Consider the following 18,713-nt stretch of genomic DNA (forward strand, 5'->3'; position numbering starts at 1 on the left):
AGTAAACAGTAGCTGTTAAAAGTGGTTTAATTTAGCAAAAAAGTGTAGTACTCTATCACTTTGCTGATTATATATGTTTATAAGAATAATCGCTTTTCTTTTGCTATATTCAAGCGCAGTTTTCTGTAGTGATTGTAACTTTAACTTACCATATCGTGGGCTCAGTTGTGATTTGGATCTATCATATAGAAATTTAAGTAATATAAAGAAATTATTGAAGAACAAAGATAAGTTCGTTGCACTTACGTTTGATGATGGACCGTCTTATAAGAGAGCAGGAGATATTATTAATATTCTGGAGAGCAATAAAACAAAAGCGACATTTTTTGTGCTTGGTGAGCGTATAAATAAAAAAACATCTGAAATAGTAAACAAAATCCATAAAGCAGGTCATGAATTAGGTAATCATTCTTGGTCGCATAGGAAGTTGACATCACTTTCAAGTGAGGAGCAATTGCAAGAATTGGAAAAGACAAATGTGGCAATTAAAAATGCAACAGAACAGAATGTAAAATGGTTTCGTCCACCATATGGATGTCACAATGATAATTTGATCGAAAATACTAATCGATTAAATATGTGTTCCATACTATGGACAGTTGATTCTCTGGACTGGCAAGGCGATAAATCAGAAATTCTGGTTGAAAGAGTTTTAAGCAATGTACACAATGGAGCGATTATATTGTTCCATGATCACGATAACAAATCAAATACAGTTGAAGCTTTATCTCAGATTATTGAAATACTAAAAAAATCGGGTTACAAACTTGTTACCTTAAGTGAGTGGGAAGAAAGGGTTTGTGATGTAGTGAAAGCTAGAAATGTGTCGATAAAAGGAGAATGAGTGCGTTCTAAAGGAATTCTATGTGGACAAAAAACAAGGTCTTCAACCGCAGGGCATTCATATTAGGTGGTATTCAGCTTACTATTTCTGCTATTTTTAGTTATAGGTTGTATACTTTACAAGTACGAGATAGACAAAAATATGAAGTGCTATCCAATAATAATAGGATAAAAGTTGTTACTATTGTGCCTAAACGAGGCAGGATTTTGGATAGGAATAGCGTTGAACTCGCAGTAAACAAAATTTCGTATATTGTTTTATTTGATGGGCAAAAAACCTTTACTAGGGAAGTTGATTTGCAGATGTTATCAGAAATTAAACCTGATACAACAAAATCATCAGATACAAAAATAACTGCTCTTTATAAACGTTATTACCCGTTTGGTTCGATATGTTCTCATATAATCGGATATACAAAAAAACAGCAAGACATAAATGAAGCAGGGGTTAGTGGAATTGAATATACATATGATCATGTATTAAAAGGCAAGACCGGAAAATCTGAGCAGGAAATAAATTCTAAGAAGCGTATCATGAGAGAGTTATCTAGCATACCGCAGCAAGATGGACAAGATATACAACTGACAATTGATGTTGATTTACAGAAGAAAATTGCAGAGATATTTAAAGATCACCAAGGTTCCACAGTGGTAATTGATGTAAATAACGGAGAAATTTTAGCATTATATAATTCACCTTCTTACGATAATAATCTTTTCACTAGCAGATTATCAAATGAAACTTGGAAAAATTTAAACAATCCTTCATTACCGCTTGTAAACCGTGCATTATCATATCAAATTCCACCTGGTTCAATATTTAAAATAATAGATGCGCTTGCGGGTTTAAAAGATGGAATAATAACACCAGAAGAAAAGTTCTCGTGTAGGGGCTATATGAAAATAGGTGAACGAAAATTTCGTTGCCTAAAAAGCAAAGTCCATGGATATGTATCTTTAAACGAGGCAATAGCCTTCTCATGCAACACTTACTTTTATAATATAGGAAAAAAAATAAATGTAGATTCTCTACTAGAAATGGCTAGCAAATTTGGTATAGGAAGTGGACCATTAATTGGAATGTTTAAGGAAGAAGCTCCGGGATTGTTGCCTGACATGAATTGGCGTGCACGCAAGCTATATTCAGAGTGGTATTTAGGTGATACCATTAACTTAGTTATAGGACAAGGGTATTTACTTACAACGCCATTACAGCTTGCGGTTCTTGCAGCGAGGGTTGCAACAGGAAAGGAGGTAATTCCCCACATTGAGATGAGTAAATCAGGGCAAGACTTTCTTGATATTGATGTGAATCATGAGCATCTTAGTGTGGTTCGAAAAGCTATGTTTGACGTGGTGAATTCTAACTATAGAAAAGGACTAGGCAGTATACAAATTGCTGGCAAAACCGGTACACCAGAGATAAACTCTAAAGGTGAAAGTCATAAATTGTTTATCGCTTATGGCCCCTACCATGATCCGCGCTATGCAATCTCAGTGTTTATAGAACATGGTAAAACTCCACGCCAAGATGTTGCAATTGCTAGTGAGATATTGCAATATATGCTTGAAAAATGAACTTATGAAATTGCCATATATGTTACTTGTAATTTATATATTCAAATCAGAGCTTTGAGGTTAAAAAAAAGAAACGAAAATTGCATAAACCTTTTCAATTTAGTGCTTTAATGTTTCTGATGAAGGGAAGGTATTATCCTTATTTTCTATGGAGCTAGACACATTAATTTCGTTATTATCATCAATTGAAGTAATAGGGTGCATCAAAGCAACTTTTATAACTTCATCAATATTCTCAGCAAAAATTACATTGATTTCTTCTTTTATATTTGCAGGAATCTCTTGCATATCTTTCTCATTTTCACTTGGTATAATCACAGTTTTGATTGATCCTCTTAGCGCAGCAAGCAATTTTTCTCTCAAACCCCCAATAGCCAACACTCTACCACGCAATGTTACTTCACCTGTCATAGCAACACTTTTGTTAACTGGTATATTTGTCATAAGAGAAACAATAGATGTACATACTGCACTGCCAGCAGAGGGACCATCTTTTGGCACAGCACCCTCAGGTACATGCAAATGTATATCATTATTTTGAAATTTTTCGGATTTTATACCGAAAAATAAACAATTTGATCGCACATAACTATACGCAGCTTTTATAGACTCTTGCATAACCTCTCCAAGCTTTCCTGTGTATTTTATTTCCCCCTTGCCCGGAATTAGGACTGACTCTATCATTAAAATATCACCACCTGTTTCAGTATAGGCGAGACCAGTTACTACCCCTACCAAACTCTCATTTTCTGCAATGCCAAAGGTATACTTACGTACCCCTAGATAATCTTGTAAATTACCAATCTCTACAGATATTTTCTTATTTTGATCAGTTAATATTGCTTTAACTGCTTTTCTCATGAGTTTTGCAAGTTCCCTTTCCATGCTTCGCACGCCGCTTTCACGTGTATATAAACGTATCAACTCGTATAATGCTTCATTGGTTATTTCCCACTCCTTCTGATGCAAACCATGCTCTTTTTTTAATTTTGGAATAAGGTGATGTGTAGCAATACTGATCTTCTCGTCTTCGGTATACCCAGATAATTGTATAATTTCCATCCTATCACGCAAAGGATGAGGTAAATTTAAGCTATTTGCTGTGGCTACAAACATTACACTTGAAAGATCAAACTCAACTTCCAAGTAATGATCTGTAAAATGTTTATTGTGCTCAGTATCCAAAACCTCAAGTAATGCAGATGCAGGATCACCACGCGAATCAGAACCCATCTTATCTATTTCATCAAGAAGGAAAAGCGGGTTGCATGAATTAGCTTTTTTCATGTGTTGAATGATTTTACCAGGCATTGAGCCAATATAAGTTTTCCTGTGTCCTCGTATTTCAGACTCATCACGTATACCACCAAGAGATATGCGAACAAAATCTCTTCCTACTGCTTTTGCCATAGACTTAGCTAAAGAAGTTTTACCAACACCAGGTGGTCCAACTAAGCAAAGTATAGGACCCTTTATCTCTTTTACTCTCTTTAATACTGCTAAAAATTCTATTATTCTATCTTTTACTTTCTCTATGCCATAATGATTTTCATCTAAGATTTTTTTAGCCGCATTTAAGTTAATTTTTGCATCTTTGTACTTTCTCCATGGCAAATCAAGCAACCAATGCAAGTAACTAGATATAACTGTTGCTTCAGGAGAAATGGGATTCATTTTCTTATATCTCTTTAAGTCAGTTATGGCTTTCTCTTTTGCTTCCTCAGAAAGCTTTGTTTCATTTATCTTTTTTTCAAATTCATTGAGTATATTCCCTTCATCTCCATTTTCAAACTCACCTAATTCTTTCTGTATAGCTTTTAATTGCTCATTAAGGTAATAAACTTTTTGCGTACTTTCAACCTGTGATTTAATTGTCTTATACAAGCGGTTTTGTGCACTCAAAATACTTATTTCTCTCTCAATAAGAGCAAAAACTTTTTTTAAACGCTCTTTTGGGTTATAAACTTCAAGTATGTTTTGCTTATCTGATACCTTTATATTTAAGTGCGAAGCTATCATATCTACAATTTGATTAACCTCTTTAACTTGATCAATGGGGTCAATAATAATCTCGGGTCGACTTTTCTTGCTTAGTTTACACCAATTGTCGAATGCATCTATAACAGAACGCCTTAAAGCTTCTAAATCAATATTATCTTCATTTTCTCCATACTCATAATGACCATCTAACGCTACTCTGGCCTGTAACAAAGTGTGAGAGCTAATATATTCTATAACTCTTCCCCTTCTTACCCCATGAATCATGACTTTTACTGCATTGTCAGGCAGTTTTATTAATGGTTGTATAATGTTTGCTAACACGCCTACTTCATAAAGATTCTCTGGCTCTGGATTATCAATAGAACCATCTTTTTGTGCTATGAGAAAAATCTCGTTTTGGTGACTACTGCTACTTATTGCATACTCTAGTGCATGAACAGATTTTTCTCTACCTACGAATAAAGGCAACATTATATTTGGAAAAATTACTACATCTCTTAGAGGTAATACTGGTAATACAGTAGAATTAAAGTTTACAGCACGTCCAATACTCATAATATATGCCTCAAATTAATCATTAACCGTTATAACACTACCCTTATTATTATGATTAATCGTCACTTTGCCTAATTCTACCATTTTCTTAGTAACCGTTATAGTGCTACCTTCAAAACCTCCGTTGCCGGATATATACATAACATCAAGTAAAAGTGACTCTAAGATAGCACGTAACATCCTTGCACCTGTTTTATAGCTTATAGCTTTTTTAGCAATAGCTGATATTGCTTCATCTGAAAACTCAAGGTTTACTTTACTAAATGCAAGCAATGCTTTATATTGTTTTACTAGCGCATTTCTTGGCTCTGTCAACACATGTATTAAATCCTCGTGATCCAGCTCATCTAGAACAGCAGTTATTGGAACCCGTCCTACAAATTCGGGTATCAAACCGAATTTGATTAAGTCCTCAGGTTGAGCATCGCGTAAAGCATTTTTTTTCTTTTGTGCTTTAGACTGACTTATATCTGCTCCAAAGCCAACTGATGTTCCCTTTTTTCTTGCCTCAATAATTTTATTTAGGCCTTCAAAAGCTCCTCCACAAATAAATAGTATGTTACTAGTGTCTACTTGTATAAACTCTTGTTGCGGGTGTTTTCGCCCTCCTTGTGGAGGAACATAAGCAACCGTACCTTCCATGATTTTTAGTAGAGCTTGTTGGACCCCTTCACCTGAAACATCACGGGTTATTGAAGCACTTTCAGACTTTCTTGTGATCTTGTCTATTTCATCGATAAACACTATACCATGCTGTGCCTTTGCAACATCATAATTTGCAGCTTGTAATAGACGTGACAACACGCTTTCTACATCATCACCTACATAACCTGCCTCAGTCAAAGTTGTCGCATCGGCCATAGCAAATGGCACATCTGAAACTTTAGCAAGTGTTTTTGCTAGCAAAGTCTTACCAGAACCAGTAGGGCCAATAAGCATTATATTTGACTTCTCAATTTCAATATCACTTATAGAATGAAGTTGCACCATGGATTGACAATGGTTATACATAGCCACAGATAAAACGTGTTGCGCATGTTCCTGACCTACAACATGCTTACTAAGAAAATTTTTTATATCTTCAGGTTTCTTTAGTAATCGCTTCATATCAGATATATGATCTGAATTAAAAGCTCTCTCTTTCTTTTGACTTATTGCTTTATGGGATAACTCTATGCATTCATTACAAATGAACACCTTTAAACCATCTGAAGAGTTAGTAATCAATTTATCTACTTCGTTTTGTGCCTTGTTACAAAAAGAACAGTAGTGTAAATCATTATTGTTATCCATTAAACTACCTTTTGTTTAACTTTAATATTTTCAATCTTCATATCTTTACGCTCAGCTATTACTCTGTCAATTAAGCCAATTTTCATTGCTTCTTCAGGATCCATGAATTTATCTCTTTCCATCATTCCCTCAATTTTCTTTAGTGAATTTCCAGTATGTTTTTCATAAATTTGATTTAGTTTTTTCTTAACTCGCAAAATTTCATTAGCATGTATCTCTATGTCAGTTGCTTGACCTTGATAACCACCAGATGGCTGATGTATCATAATTCTTGAATGAGGTAGCGAGTAACGTTTACCCTCCGCACCAGCTGTAAGCAACAAAGAACCCATAGATGCAGCTTGACCTATACACAAAGTTGAAACGTCTGGATTTATATACTGCATTGTATCGTAGATCGACAAACCAGCAGTTACAACACCACCTGGTGAGTTAATATACATACAAATGTCTTTATCGTGATTTTCCGATTCTAAAAATAAAAGCTGTGCTACTATTACGCTGGCCATGTTGTCTTCAATAGGGCCAGTTACGAAAATTATTCTTTCTTTTACTAGCCTTGAATATATGTCATAAGCCCGCTCACCGCGACTAGTTTGTTCAACTACAATTGGTATAAGAGTCATACCTTTTCCTATCAAATATTATCAAATAATTCCTTTAATTCTTTCACAGAAACAATCTGTTCTTCTTTACTAACTTTTTCTATCATATAATCTGTCACTTTATACTCAAGCGCTTGCCCTCTAACTAATTCCTGAAATTGTCCATCTGATTTAAAATGTTTAAATACTCTGTCAAATGATACATCTTTACTGACATATTGATTTACAATAACGTTCATAATATCATTTTGAGTTAATGATATTTCATGTTCTTTACTGAACTCCATAAATAGCATTGCGAGCTTTACACGTCTTTCAGCTTCTTTACAAGAATCACCTTTAGCATTCAACTCTCTTTCAACTCTCTGCTGTTCCTGTTTTACTACTTGTATAGGCAAATCAAAACTATAACTAGCATCCAAACAATCAAATAGCTCTTTCTTAATTAAGAGATCTCCCATTTCTTTACACTGATTATCAATTACTTCTTTTATATGATTTATTAGCGAAGAATGATCTTCAAAACCAATTCTCCTGGCTATTTCATCATCACTTTGCAAGTCTTCAGCAATCTGAATATCATTAATTCGAACAGAAAAAGCAGCCTCTTGCCCCGCAAGGGAAATTACCTGGTAATCTTCAGGAAATCTCAACTTAAAGCTTTTTGTTTCCCCTTTTTTCATGCCAATTAATTGATCTTCAAAACCATTTATAAATGTTCCAGATCCTAAATTAACAGTAAAATTTTTGCCACTTCCACCTTGAAAGAGCTTATTTCTAATTCGTCCTTCAAAGTCAATTATCAGTTTATCTTCGTTTTTTGCTTGATAAGAAGCATCATCAACAGAGACAAAATTAGGAAATTTTGTTTTTATAGAATCAATAAATTCTTTTATGTCTCCCTCTTTGATTTTTGCCTTAACTTTCTTCAAATTTATTTTATCAAGATCTATTACTGGTACTTTTGGCATCGATTCAAAAGATAATTTGTACAGAAAGTCACCTTTTTCATCCTTTTTATCCAGGTTTGGTAATGACATAATATCAACCTTAGGATGGATATGAGACTTAACTTCGATTTTTTTCATTAAATCACTTGAGCAATAGTCAATCGTATCATTTATCACATATTCCAAAGCTTCGTTTTTATAATTTGTAACAACAAGATCGTAAGGCATCTTTCCTGATCTAAATCCAGGCAATTTTGCATCCTTCGCTATTTCTTGTAATCTAGAGTTTATCTTTTGTTCTATATAATCACTACTAACTGTGATTTCATACTCATACTTTAGTTTATCTACACTAAGTTCCTTATAGGTATATATATTACTTAATGTATCTGCTTCGACTGCATTTTGAGTTATATTACTAGACATTACAACCTGTTATCAATATTTTATTTATGTTTTAATAAAGCCATTTTACCAGAATTTAAGTTAAATACAATCCTTAAGAACAGGTTCTTATACAAACAAAAGTGTACTTAGTGATTATAAATTTTCTCTTAAAACCTGAGTTACATGACTTTAAGTGCGGATAGAGGGACTTGAACCCCCACGAGCAAGCTCACCAGGACCTAAACCTGGCACGTCTACCAATTTCGCCATATCCGCAAGAACCCTTCATTAACTTATAGATAACCACTTCTTTCATCTTATGCAATTTAAAGATTAGATTTTAGTACCACAGACTGAACTTATAATACTGGTTAACTCCACTATGAATCTAAGCCTGAATTACTTTAACTAACATTATTGAGATAAGTACTGTCTTAGAAATATTCAAGGCTTATTCAATTTATAGTATTTACACAATAAAAAAAGCTTATTAATATTCTTTAATTAAAGCTCTAAACTCTGGACATTAATAATGAGATTAATAGCAAGCTTCTTACTCGCAATTTTTCTGATTACACAGAGTGGCTGTACGACTCTTGTGAGTGGTATAGTGGTAACAGCAACTGCAGCGGCTACAGCAATAACAATGCAAGATAAATCCTTGGGAAACATTATTGATGATACAACTATAGTAATAAGAATCAATAAGGGACTCTTAAAACACGGACTGTTCTCATCTATAAAAGTTAAAGTGAGTGAAGGAAGAGTATTACTCATTGGAAATGTTGATAATCATGAAAAGCAACTCACAGCAGAGAAAATAGCTTGGCAGCAAAAAGAGATTAAAGAAGTGATAAATGAAATAAGAGTCACACCAATTAAAATGGCTTCTATGCTAGATATTACTGTAGATGGTATGATAACAGCAGAGATAAGCACGAGGCTTCTGGGAAAAAGAAACATTAAATCAATTAATTATAGCGTTAATACAGTTGATAGAGTCGTTTATTTGATGGGTATAGCTCAAAATAAGGCGGAATTAAAAGCTGTAATAGCAATTGCAAGAAAAGTAAAAGGAGTAAAGCAAGTTGTAAGCTATGTGAGATATAGACATAGCAAATTGCGTCATTGATGAAAATTTACTTGAGTGTTAGTACCATGTAGCTAAGCCATAAAACTCCTTTACAAATTTCGTCAGTTCACTCTTATGGTATGTATAACAATGTTACAAAAAATAATATCATAGAATTCAATAGAATAATTCCTAGAAAATCTCTACATACTAAAAAAAGTAAAATGCTATTTAACACTCCCAAGCTTAAGAATAAATAGCAAACATCTATATCTCGTGCGATATGGCGTTTTATTCCTGAGATTTTTTTACCAGCGTCATAGCCTTTTTCTTCATCAGTGTCTGCGTTCTTTACACTCTGAGTGTCAATTATGCAAAAGCTGATTTTTTCTTTCCAAACATTGTTTTGTCGGACCACACTAACTATTTTTTTTAACATGCACTCCAAAATACTTTTTTTTATTTCCTTTTACTTTTTCACTCCATTTTTGAAATAATCATAACAATTGCGCCATTTTGGAAACTCTTTTGGTAGCATCCTCCACTGATAACCACTTTTTAGGGCGTACAACACTTCGCAAAATATATCATACAAATCAAGTTTTCTTGGTTTTGTTTTTTCCACAAGACTCCAGATCTGGTGAAATAATCTCAAACTTCTCTCGACTTATGTCACTTGGGTATACAGTCCTCATATATCCTAATTTATACACTCTATTTCTTACTTTATGCCTTTCTTGAGATTGTGAACAGGTTCTTAGAAAGCTAGCGTTCTACTAGTCATGTTCTTTATCTTGCTTTACAATAATGCATCTTTTCATTCCAGCCAAGTCGTATACGTATTCCTGAAAAGCCAGTCCATATAAGGGTATTATTTTATCAATATTGCTTTGATCTTCGCCTATTTCCAGTATCGCAAACCCATCTTTTTTAAGGCACTTTTTCAATATTGGAAAAATACTCAGGTAACAGCTCAATCCGTCGATACCACCATCAAGAGCAATTCTTGGCTCTTTTTGCACTTCAGCCTGCAGATCTTTTAACTTACTTCTTTTAATATATGGAGGATTGCTTATTATGAGATCAAATAAACCTCTACATTCTGTCCACGAATTTGGAAATATTTTAGCTCTGTTGAGAAGATTATGTTTCTTTGTATTCTGGTAGGTAATTTTGTATGCTTCCAGGCTTTTTTCAAAACCAACTCCAATAGCATATTCATACTCACTAAGTATGGAGATCAACAAACAGCCTGTGCCTGTGCCAAAATCTGCAATTTTTATTTTTTGCTTCTTATTTTGGTAATATTTTAACACTGTTGAAATTACTGTCTCACTATCTGGTCTTGGATCTAGAACATGTTGGTTAACTATAAAATTTTTACTCCAGAATTCACGATTACCTATTATTTGCGATATTGGATATCTTTCTGCTCTTTTTTTTGTTAATTTCCAGAATAGAAGTTCTTTGTTTCTTGGTACCTGATTGGTGTGATTCATGATTGTGAATGATCTTTCTACTCCAAGTACGTACTGCATGATGATTTCACAATCCAAATGTGGTGATTCAATTCTATGTGATGATAGTAGCTTTGACCCTTCTGTAATTAAAGCGCTGATTGTTTTCATTATTCTAAAAACGTGTTCCTTGCATGCAAGAACAGCAAAATTGAGTATAGAATTTTGAACTTAGGGTAGCTGCATTAAATCTAAGTGTCAAGAGTAGGATTGTAAAAATCATCTGGCTTTACTGGTAATTCGGTTAGTATTTTTGCATTAATGTTGAAGCTCTTGGCTCTATTATAAGGATTATTTTCTGCATATTCTTTGATAGCCATCACAGTATATTACTTGTTCCATATCTATATTAATTCGACCACAGCAAGTGATAATTTCTTAATATTTAAACCAATATGCGCTTTAGCATATAATTATCAGTAGCTTTCAAAGCAACTAGGCTGAGATTATTAGAGTAGTAATGTTTATTTTTATATTGACTATTGAGGTTTATTATTTTATAACTAAAACTTAGTTATTTTTAGAGTTTTAAATTTACAGTATATGCCTACGATAAATCAATTAATATGTAAAGGTAGATCAGGGTTAACTCGCAAGAATAAGGTGCCAGCTTTGGGAAAATGCAATCCTCAAAGAAGGGGTGTTTGCACTAAGGTATATACTACAACTCCTAGAAAGCCTAATTCAGCACTACGTAAGGTAGCTAGAGTAAAGATTAGTGGATACGGTGAAGTGACGGCTTATATACCTGGCGAAGGTCATAATTTACAAGAGCATTCCGTTGTTTTAATACGTGGTGGGCGAGTTAAAGATTTGCCGGGTGTACGTTATCACATAATAAGAGGTGCTCTTGATCTACGTGGTGTGCAAAATCGAAAGAAAGCTCGTTCAAAATATGGTGTAAAGAAATCTGGTTAAAATTTATGGCACGTCGTAATAAAGCAAAAAAAAGAACAAGCCCTGACTCTCGTTATGGTAGTGTCTTGCTTATGCGTTTTATTAATATAATTATGAAATGTGGTAAAAAATCTATTGCAGAAAAGATTGCTTATAGTGCTTTGTCCTTAGCTGAAAAGAAAATAGGCAAAGATGCCTTATCAATTTTTGAAACAGCAGTAGAAAATGTTACCCCTTCTATAGAAGTACGCTCTCGGCGTATTGGTGGTGCAACTTATCAAGTCCCTGTTGAAATTCGTCAAGATAGAGCAATTTCTTTGGCATTGAGGTGGATTGCTAGAGCAACTTCTGCTGCTCGAAAAAAGAGCGGTAGAACTACTGTTTATTGTTTGCAGTCTGAAATATTAGATGCTTATAATAAATGTGGTGGTGCATTTAAGATGTGTGAAGAAAAGTATAAAATGGCTGAAGCTAATAAGGCATTTTCTCATCTTCGTTTTTAATATTAGCTGATTGATTGTGGTATGGAAGTTTTAATATCTAGGTATAGAAATATAGGAATAATGGCTCATATAGATGCTGGCAAGACCACCACAACAGAGCGTATTTTATTTTATACTGGTAAACAAAATAGGATTGGTGAAGTGCACGATGGTGCAGCTTCTATGGATTGGATGGAGCAAGAGAAGGAGCGTGGCATTACAATTACCTCTGCTGCAACAACATGTTTTTGGAATGATCATAGGATTAATATAATAGATACTCCTGGTCATGTTGATTTCACTATTGAGGTTGAGAGATCTTTGAGGATTTTGGATGGTGCAGTTGCTGTATTTGATGGAGTTGCTGGAGTTGAGCCTCAGTCTGAGACAGTTTGGCGTCAAGCTGATAAATATACCGTTCCTCGTATCTGCTTTGTTAATAAAATGGATAGAATCGGGGCAAATTTTTATCGATGTGTTGATATGATAAAGACGAAGCTTGGTGCAGCACCTTTGGTCATTCAGTTGCCAATAGGAAGTGAGAAAGATTTTAAAGGCATAATCGATCTTATTTCTATGAAAGCCATTATATGGCAAGAAGAAACATTGGGCGCTAAATTTTCTTATGAAGATATTCCTTCTGATTTGTTTGACAAGGCTCAAGAATATCGAAATCTTTTATTAGATGCTGCAGCTGAGATGGATGATGAAGCGATGAATACTTACTTTGAGTCTAATGATCTGCCAGTAGATTTGCTGAAAAAATGCGTGAGAAATGGAGCCATCAAAGGAAAATTTGTTCCTGTATTATGTGGATCAGCTTTTAAAAATAAAGGCGTACAACCACTTTTAGATGGTGTGGTTGACTTTTTACCTTCTCCTATTGATGTTGATGTAGTTGTTGGAACTGATCCTAAAGATTCAGAAAAGAAAATTGAGATCAAACCTTCAGAAAAAGAGAAATTCGTTGCTCTTGCATTTAAAGTGATGACGGATAAGTTTGTAGGCAGCTTGACGTTTATTCGTATTTATTCCGGTAAGTTAAAATCTAAATCTGCTGTGTTAAATGCAGGAAAAAATGAGACTGAAGGAATTGGCAGAATGCTGCTTATGCATGCAAATAACAGAGAAGATATAAACGAAGCTAAAGTTGGCGATATAGTTGCCTTAGTTGGATTAAAGAGAACAATTACTGGTGACACTTTATGTTCACCTGATTTTCCTATATTATTAGAGCGTATGGAATTTCCTGAGCCTGTTATTGAAATTGCTGTGGAACCTAAAACTACTTCAGATCAGGAAAAATTGGGTGTTGCTTTAAATAGATTGGTTGCAGAAGATCCTTCTTTAAGAATGTCAGTAAATGCGGAGAGTGGACAGACCATATTGAAGGGCATGGGTGAGCTGCATCTTGAGATTATTATTGATAGAATGAAGCGCGAGTTTAACGTTGAGGCTAACGTCGGTGCGCCTCAAGTTGCATATCGTGAAACTATCACTAAATCTGTTGAAATTGATTATACTCATAAAAAACAGTCCGGCGGTGCTGGTCAATTTGCTAAGGTTAAAATAAAATTTGAGCCTCTTGAGCCTGGATCTGGATTTCAGTTTGAGAGCAAAATTGTAGGTGGTGCTATTCCGAAAGAATATATTCCTGGTGTGGAAAATGGGTTAGAGTTGATCAAAGAAGGTGGTGTAATTTCTGGATTTCCAGTTATTGACTTTAAAGCTACTCTTATTGATGGTGCTTTTCATGAAGTTGATTCAAGTCCTTTAGCTTTTGAACTTGCTGCTAAAGGTGCTTTTAAAGAGATGGCAAATAAAGCTGGTCCAAAAATGTTAGAACCTATAATGAAAGTTGAAATCATTACGCCTCAAGAGTATATGGGCGATATCATGGGCGATGTAAATAGCAGAAGGGGGCAAGTTTCAAGTATGGAAACGCATAATAGTAGTACTATAATTCTTGCTTTCGTACCTCTTGCGAATATGTTTGGTTATATAAATGTTTTGCGTTCTATATCTCAGGGAAGAGCTCAGTATAGTATGCATTTTTCTTGTTATGAACAAGTGCCACAATATGTGGTTGATGAGTTAAAGTTAAAGTATAATTAAAGGTTAGTGATTATGACAGCGATAGTAGAAGCATTTGGAAAGCCGCATGTAAACGTGGGAACGATAGGACATGTGGATCATGGGAAGACAACGTTAACAGCGGCGATAACAAAGCATTATGGTAATTTTGTAGCATATGATCAAATAGATAAAGCGCCAGAAGAAAGAAAGAGAGGGATAACAATAGCAACAGCGCATGTTGAATATCAAACAGAAAAGAGACACTATGCACACGTTGATTGTCCTGGACATGCTGATTATGTAAAGAATATGATAGTAGGTGCAGCGCAGATGGATGCAGCGATATTGGTAGTGTCAGGGGTTGATGGGCCGATGCCACAAACGAGAGAGCATATATTGCTGGCAAAACAGGTGGGTGTTGGATATATCGTGGTATATATAAATAAAGCTGATGTTGCTGATGCTGATATGATAGATTTGGTGGAAATGGAAGTGAGAGAGTTGCTGAGTAAGTATGGATTTCCAGGTGACGAAGTGCCTGTGATAGTTGGATCTGCATTAAAAGCATTAGAGGATGATAGTAGTGAGTATGGAAAGAAATCAATAGATAAATTGATGGAGAAGTTAGATGAGTATGTGGCAGTACCTCCAAGGCCTATAGATTTGCCGTTTTTATTGCCAATAGAAGATGTATTTTCAATATCGGGGCGAGGAACGGTAGTAACAGGAAGAATAGAGAAGGGGGAGATAAAGACAGGGGATGAGATAGAGATAATAGGTCTGAAAGCGACGCAAAAGACGATATGTACTGGTGTTGAGATGTTTAAGAAGTTGCTAGACAAGGGAAGTGCAGGACTCAATGTAGGAGTACTACTAAGAGGAACAAAGAGAGAAGAAGTGGAGAGAGGGCAAGTATTGGCAAAACCAGGGACAATAACCCCGCATAAGAAATTTAATGCGGAGGTGTATATATTGAAGAAAGAAGAAGGAGGAAGGCATACACCATTTTTTGGAAATTATCAGCCACAGTTTTATTTAAGGACAACGGATGTAACTGGGAGCATAAAATTGCGAGATGGAAAGGAGATGGTAATGCCAGGGGACAATGTAAGTATAGAAGTGGAGTTGCAAGTACCAATAGCAATGGATAAAGGATTGCGTTTTGCGATAAGAGAAGGTGGTAGAACTGTTGGTTCTGGCGTTGTTTCGGAAATTTTAGAGTAAACTTTTGAATTATAGGAGTGTAGCTCAATTGGTAGAGCGCTGGTCTCCAAAACCAGAGGTTGTAGGTTCAATTCCTATCGCTCCTGCATTAATATTATGGTAGAAATGTTAAAAAACCTGTATGTTTTTTTTTGCGATATAAAGCAAGAAATAAGGAGAATTGCTTGGATAAAAAAACAGCAGGTATTGTCATCTTTGTTTATTGTAATAATTGTTATATTGTGCTTTTCGATTTTCTTTTGCTTTGTAGATTTTATGTCTCTTTACGTAATTAAGACTTTATTTGGAATTATTTATGGAATATAAGTATAAATGGTATATCATTAAAGTCGATTATGGGTATGAGAAGGATATATGCGAGTTGGCAATCAATACTGTTTACTTTAAGGAGGTGTTTATTCCTTATCAGACAGTATGTGATGTAAAATCTGATATAAAAGAGTTATGTGAAGTATATATATGTATGCATCTGTGTGATGAAAGCAAAAATATTTTGAATCAAATGATTGGGTTTTGTGGTGATGAGTCTGGTCATTTTGAGATGATTTCAGATGATGAGGTAATTTTAAAACGTAAGGAATTTAATAGATATAAGTGGTACATTTTAAGAGTTGCCTCTAATTATGAAGAGAAAGTGCACCAATATATATTAGAAAATTCTATGAGATTGAATATTAATAATTATTTTAATAGAGTTTTTATTCCTTGTGAAGAATTAAGTGAGATGGATTTAAAATCTAAAAAAAATGCTAAACGAAGGAAGTCCTTTCCTGGTTATGTCTTTTTATACATGAATTTATGCGATGAGGTATTAAATTTTATTAATAATATACCAAAATCTCTTAAGGTTTATGGATTTTTGAAAAATGGTAATGTTCCAAAGGTGATTGAGGATAATGAGATTCGCTCAATGTGTAGTGCGCTTTACAATGCTCAAGAAACGAAAAAGTTGAGTTATGGTTATGAGAAAGGTGAAAAAGTAAAAATTAATGATGGTCTTTTTCAAAATTTTACTGGTAAGGTAGATATGGTAAATGATGAGAAAAAAATTATTAATATTGAAGTATCAATCTTAGGTAAGCCAACAATAATAGAGCTTGATTTGGCTCAAGTAGAGAAAATAGAGGATTAATTATGAGTAATGTAGTTGCTAAGATTAACTTGCTTATGGAAGCTGGAAAAGCAGTTCCAGGACCGAAAATTGCTTCAGTACTTGGCCCGCGTGGTATACCTGTTCCTAAATTTTGTGAAGCTTTTAATAAAGCTACTAGCGCTGCTAACGCTAGTTATAAAGTAGGTGATTTAGTAACAGTGAGAATTTCCATAAAGGATGATCGCTCTCATGATTTTACTGTCAGCGGTCCGCCTGTGGCTTATTTGCTTAAGCAGGAAGCTAAATTAAGTAAAGGTTCTGGTAATTCTGGTAAAGAATTAGTGGCTAAATTATCTATGTCTGCTATCATTAAAGTGGCAAAGTGTAAGATGGTTGATATGAAAGTGGATAATGAAGATTCAGCAGTGAAGATGGTTATAGGCACTGCAAAATCTATGGGTATAGAAGTTGTGGAAGGTTAGGTAAATGAGTACATATAATGATGATTCTAAGCGGTGTTTGGAGAAGATTGTTGAGTCTGCTTCAGCAAAATTTAATGAATCAGTTGATATTGCAGTCAATTTAGGTGTAGATCCACGTAAATCTGAAGAGCAGGTGCGTGGTACAGTAGTTTTGCCTAAAGGTATCGGGAAGAATATTAAAGTAGCTGTTTTCGCTCAAGATAAACCTTTATTAGAAGCTGAAAAAGCTGGTGCTGATATTACAGGAGGGGAGGATTTAGTTGAAGAAATAAAAAAAGGTAGAAAATTAGATGTTGATTGGTGCATTACTACTCCTGATTTTATGGCAAAAATTACTCCTATTGCAAAAGTATTGGGTGCTAAAGGGCTGATGCCTAACCCTAAATTTGGTACTGTGACTTCTAACATTGCAGAAGCTATTAAAACCATTAAGTCTGGTCAGATAAAATTTAGAACAGATAAAAATGGTGTTATTCATGGTAAATTAGGAAATATTAAATTTGATATTGATGACTTGCTAGAAAATTTAAAAGCCTTTCTTAAAGTAATTAAAGATAATAAACCTATTTCTGTGAAAGGAATTTACTTTAAGGGTGTTTTTTTAAATTCAACTATGGGTAAAGCTTATAAGATAAGCAAAGTGGAAGATATAATTAGGGAGTGATACTGTGAAGCGTAGAAATAAGGATGAATTTATACAGAGCACAATAAACGTATTTGTAAATAATGATTTCTTGATATTAGTAAATTTTAAATCTATAAATGCTAATGATTCATTAACTCTGAGGAATAGCCTGAAGTCTATAGCAGGTGGGGTATTAGTAGTTAAAAACACTCTAGCGCGCTTGGCTTTGGAAAGGACTGGTAAATTTTCTTATTTATCAGGTAAATTTTCTGGTTCTGTTGCTATTATATACTCTAGTGCTATAGTAGAAGCTGCAAAGTTAATAGTTGATTTTATTAATGCTAACAAAGAAAAAATGTCTGTGATTTGCGCGGCTCATATAAATGAATTGTTAACAGTGGAAGATGTTAATAAACTGGCTAAGTTGCCTTCTCTGGATGAATTGCGTGTTAAAATTATGCGTTTAATATCTTATGATATTCCTGCTCGGTTAGCATTATCTATTAATTCATCTTCTATGAGGCTTATGAGAATTTTGGATTACTGTAGTTCTAAAAAATAAATTTGTTGTTAAATAAGGTGGTAATTATGAATAATGTAACAAGTGATTTGGTTGATAAAATATTATCTTTAAATCTATTAGAGGCTTCTGAACTTGTAAAAGTTCTAGAAGAAAAAATAGGGTTACCTGGTGGTTCTTTTCTTGGTGGAGCTGTTGGTGCTGGGGTGCCTATTAGTGATAATGCTGCTGCTCCTGTTGCTCAAGAAAAAGCTGAGTATAAAGTTGTAATCAAAGAGATTGATGCGAGCAAAAAAATAGGAGTGATTAAAGCTATTAGAGAAGTTAATTCTACATTGAATTTAAAAGAAGCGAAAGAATTAGTTGAGTCTTTACCCAAAGATTTGACTGCTAATGTTTCTAAAGACGAAGCAGAAAAAATTAAGCAAAAACTTATTGAAGCAGGAGCAACTAAAGTTGAGCTTGAATAAAATGTTAGTATATTAATTTTATGTTGATATAGCTCTTTTAATT

19 protein-coding genes, 2 tRNA genes and 1 pseudogene are annotated in these 18,713 nt (G+C 34.3%); 14 read left to right on the forward strand and 8 right to left on the reverse strand.

Annotation, left to right across the window (positions count from 1 at the left end):
- Positions 1–73 precede the first annotated feature (73 nt).
- The gene (locus BVG17_RS02460) at positions 74–844 is read left to right on the forward strand and encodes a polysaccharide deacetylase family protein (RefSeq protein ID WP_063630651.1); all 771 of its coding nucleotides are present in this window, start codon (positions 74–76) and stop codon (positions 842–844) included.
- A 20-nt stretch (positions 845–864) separates the two neighbouring features.
- Complete coding sequence (locus BVG17_RS02465; protein ID WP_063630650.1) at positions 865–2,421, forward strand: penicillin-binding transpeptidase domain-containing protein; 1,557 nt, start codon at positions 865–867, stop codon at positions 2,419–2,421.
- Between the two features lie 99 nt (positions 2,422–2,520).
- On the opposite strand, the gene lon is transcribed toward BVG17_RS02465, so the two are convergent.
- From lon to BVG17_RS02490, 5 genes are all read right to left on the reverse strand, one after another.
- Positions 2,521–4,977 (reverse strand): endopeptidase La, encoded by a 2,457-nt coding sequence (lon, locus tag BVG17_RS02470; RefSeq protein ID WP_063630649.1) that lies wholly within the window; start codon positions 4,975–4,977, stop codon positions 2,521–2,523.
- Positions 4,978–4,992: 15 nt separating this feature from the next.
- Positions 4,993–6,270, reverse strand: coding sequence for an ATP-dependent Clp protease ATP-binding subunit ClpX (clpX, locus tag BVG17_RS02475; protein ID WP_063630648.1), 1,278 nt, complete (start codon positions 6,268–6,270; stop codon positions 4,993–4,995).
- A complete protein-coding gene (gene clpP, locus BVG17_RS02480) occupies positions 6,270–6,896 on the reverse strand; it encodes an ATP-dependent Clp endopeptidase proteolytic subunit ClpP (RefSeq protein WP_026092643.1) in 627 nt (208 codons plus the stop codon). Before clpP ends, clpX begins: the two co-directional genes overlap by 1 nt.
- 11 nt (positions 6,897–6,907) lie before the next feature.
- On the reverse strand, positions 6,908–8,251 hold the full coding sequence (gene tig / locus BVG17_RS02485; RefSeq protein ID WP_063630647.1) for a trigger factor: 1,344 nt from the start codon (positions 8,249–8,251) through the stop codon (positions 6,908–6,910).
- Between the two features lie 155 nt (positions 8,252–8,406).
- A tRNA-Leu gene (locus tag BVG17_RS02490) sits at positions 8,407–8,488 on the reverse strand.
- 256 nt (positions 8,489–8,744) lie between these two features.
- On the opposite strand from BVG17_RS02490, the gene BVG17_RS02495 reads away from it, so the two are divergent.
- Positions 8,745–9,344, forward strand: coding sequence for a BON domain-containing protein (locus BVG17_RS02495; RefSeq protein WP_063630646.1), 600 nt, complete (start codon positions 8,745–8,747; stop codon positions 9,342–9,344).
- A gap of 211 nt (positions 9,345–9,555) precedes the next feature.
- Here BVG17_RS02495 and BVG17_RS10360 read toward each other — a convergent pair.
- The 3 genes and pseudogenes from BVG17_RS10360 to BVG17_RS09965 form a co-directional block, all read right to left on the reverse strand.
- Positions 9,556–9,979 (reverse strand): annotated as a pseudogene (locus BVG17_RS10360) (transposase); the annotation flags it as partial.
- 81 nt (positions 9,980–10,060) lie between these two features.
- Positions 10,061–10,912, reverse strand: coding sequence for a peptide chain release factor N(5)-glutamine methyltransferase (prmC, locus tag BVG17_RS02510; protein ID WP_063630645.1), 852 nt, complete (start codon positions 10,910–10,912; stop codon positions 10,061–10,063).
- 80 nt (positions 10,913–10,992) lie between these two features.
- Positions 10,993–11,121 carry a hypothetical protein gene (locus BVG17_RS09965; RefSeq protein ID WP_255359847.1) on the reverse strand — a complete coding sequence of 43 codons (129 nt, stop codon included), beginning with the start codon at positions 11,119–11,121 and terminating at the stop codon, positions 10,993–10,995.
- Between the two features lie 223 nt (positions 11,122–11,344).
- On the opposite strand from BVG17_RS09965, the gene rpsL reads away from it, so the two are divergent.
- The 11 genes from rpsL to rplL all read left to right on the forward strand — a co-directional run bounded on the left by rpsL (position 11,345) and on the right by rplL (position 18,670).
- On the forward strand, positions 11,345–11,719 hold the full coding sequence (gene rpsL / locus BVG17_RS02515) for a 30S ribosomal protein S12 (RefSeq protein WP_063630644.1): 375 nt from the start codon (positions 11,345–11,347) through the stop codon (positions 11,717–11,719).
- Between the two features lie 5 nt (positions 11,720–11,724).
- Positions 11,725–12,201: a 30S ribosomal protein S7 gene (gene rpsG, locus BVG17_RS02520; RefSeq protein ID WP_006014699.1), complete on the forward strand. Its 477-nt coding sequence runs from the start codon at positions 11,725–11,727 to the stop codon at positions 12,199–12,201.
- A gap of 21 nt (positions 12,202–12,222) precedes the next feature.
- A complete protein-coding gene (fusA, locus tag BVG17_RS02525) occupies positions 12,223–14,295 on the forward strand; it encodes an elongation factor G (RefSeq protein ID WP_063630643.1) in 2,073 nt (690 codons plus the stop codon).
- Between the two features lie 12 nt (positions 14,296–14,307).
- Complete coding sequence (tuf, locus tag BVG17_RS02530; RefSeq protein WP_063630642.1) at positions 14,308–15,480, forward strand: elongation factor Tu; 1,173 nt, start codon at positions 14,308–14,310, stop codon at positions 15,478–15,480.
- Positions 15,481–15,493: 13 nt separating this feature from the next.
- A tRNA-Trp gene (locus tag BVG17_RS02535) sits at positions 15,494–15,566 on the forward strand.
- A 19-nt stretch (positions 15,567–15,585) separates the two neighbouring features.
- A complete protein-coding gene (secE, locus tag BVG17_RS02540; RefSeq protein WP_241654140.1) occupies positions 15,586–15,786 on the forward strand; it encodes a preprotein translocase subunit SecE in 201 nt (66 codons plus the stop codon).
- Entirely contained in the window at positions 15,776–16,612 is an 837-nt protein-coding gene (gene nusG, locus BVG17_RS02545; protein WP_063630640.1) for a transcription termination/antitermination protein NusG, read from the forward strand. The genes secE and nusG overlap by 11 nt, the downstream gene beginning before the upstream one ends.
- 2 nt (positions 16,613–16,614) lie before the next feature.
- Complete coding sequence (locus BVG17_RS02550; protein ID WP_010406829.1) at positions 16,615–17,055, forward strand: 50S ribosomal protein L11; 441 nt, start codon at positions 16,615–16,617, stop codon at positions 17,053–17,055.
- Between the two features lie 4 nt (positions 17,056–17,059).
- On the forward strand, positions 17,060–17,719 hold the full coding sequence (gene rplA / locus BVG17_RS02555) for a 50S ribosomal protein L1 (protein WP_063630639.1): 660 nt from the start codon (positions 17,060–17,062) through the stop codon (positions 17,717–17,719).
- 4 nt (positions 17,720–17,723) lie between these two features.
- Positions 17,724–18,242, forward strand: a complete 519-nt coding sequence (rplJ, locus tag BVG17_RS02560) for a 50S ribosomal protein L10 (protein ID WP_063630638.1) — start codon at positions 17,724–17,726, stop codon at positions 18,240–18,242.
- Between the two features lie 26 nt (positions 18,243–18,268).
- A complete protein-coding gene (gene rplL, locus BVG17_RS02565) occupies positions 18,269–18,670 on the forward strand; it encodes a 50S ribosomal protein L7/L12 (RefSeq protein WP_017532113.1) in 402 nt (133 codons plus the stop codon).
- Positions 18,671–18,713: the final 43 nt, after the last annotated feature.

The organism is Wolbachia endosymbiont of Laodelphax striatellus (genome assembly GCF_007115015.1).
GTDB lineage: Bacteria > Pseudomonadota > Alphaproteobacteria > Rickettsiales > Anaplasmataceae > Wolbachia.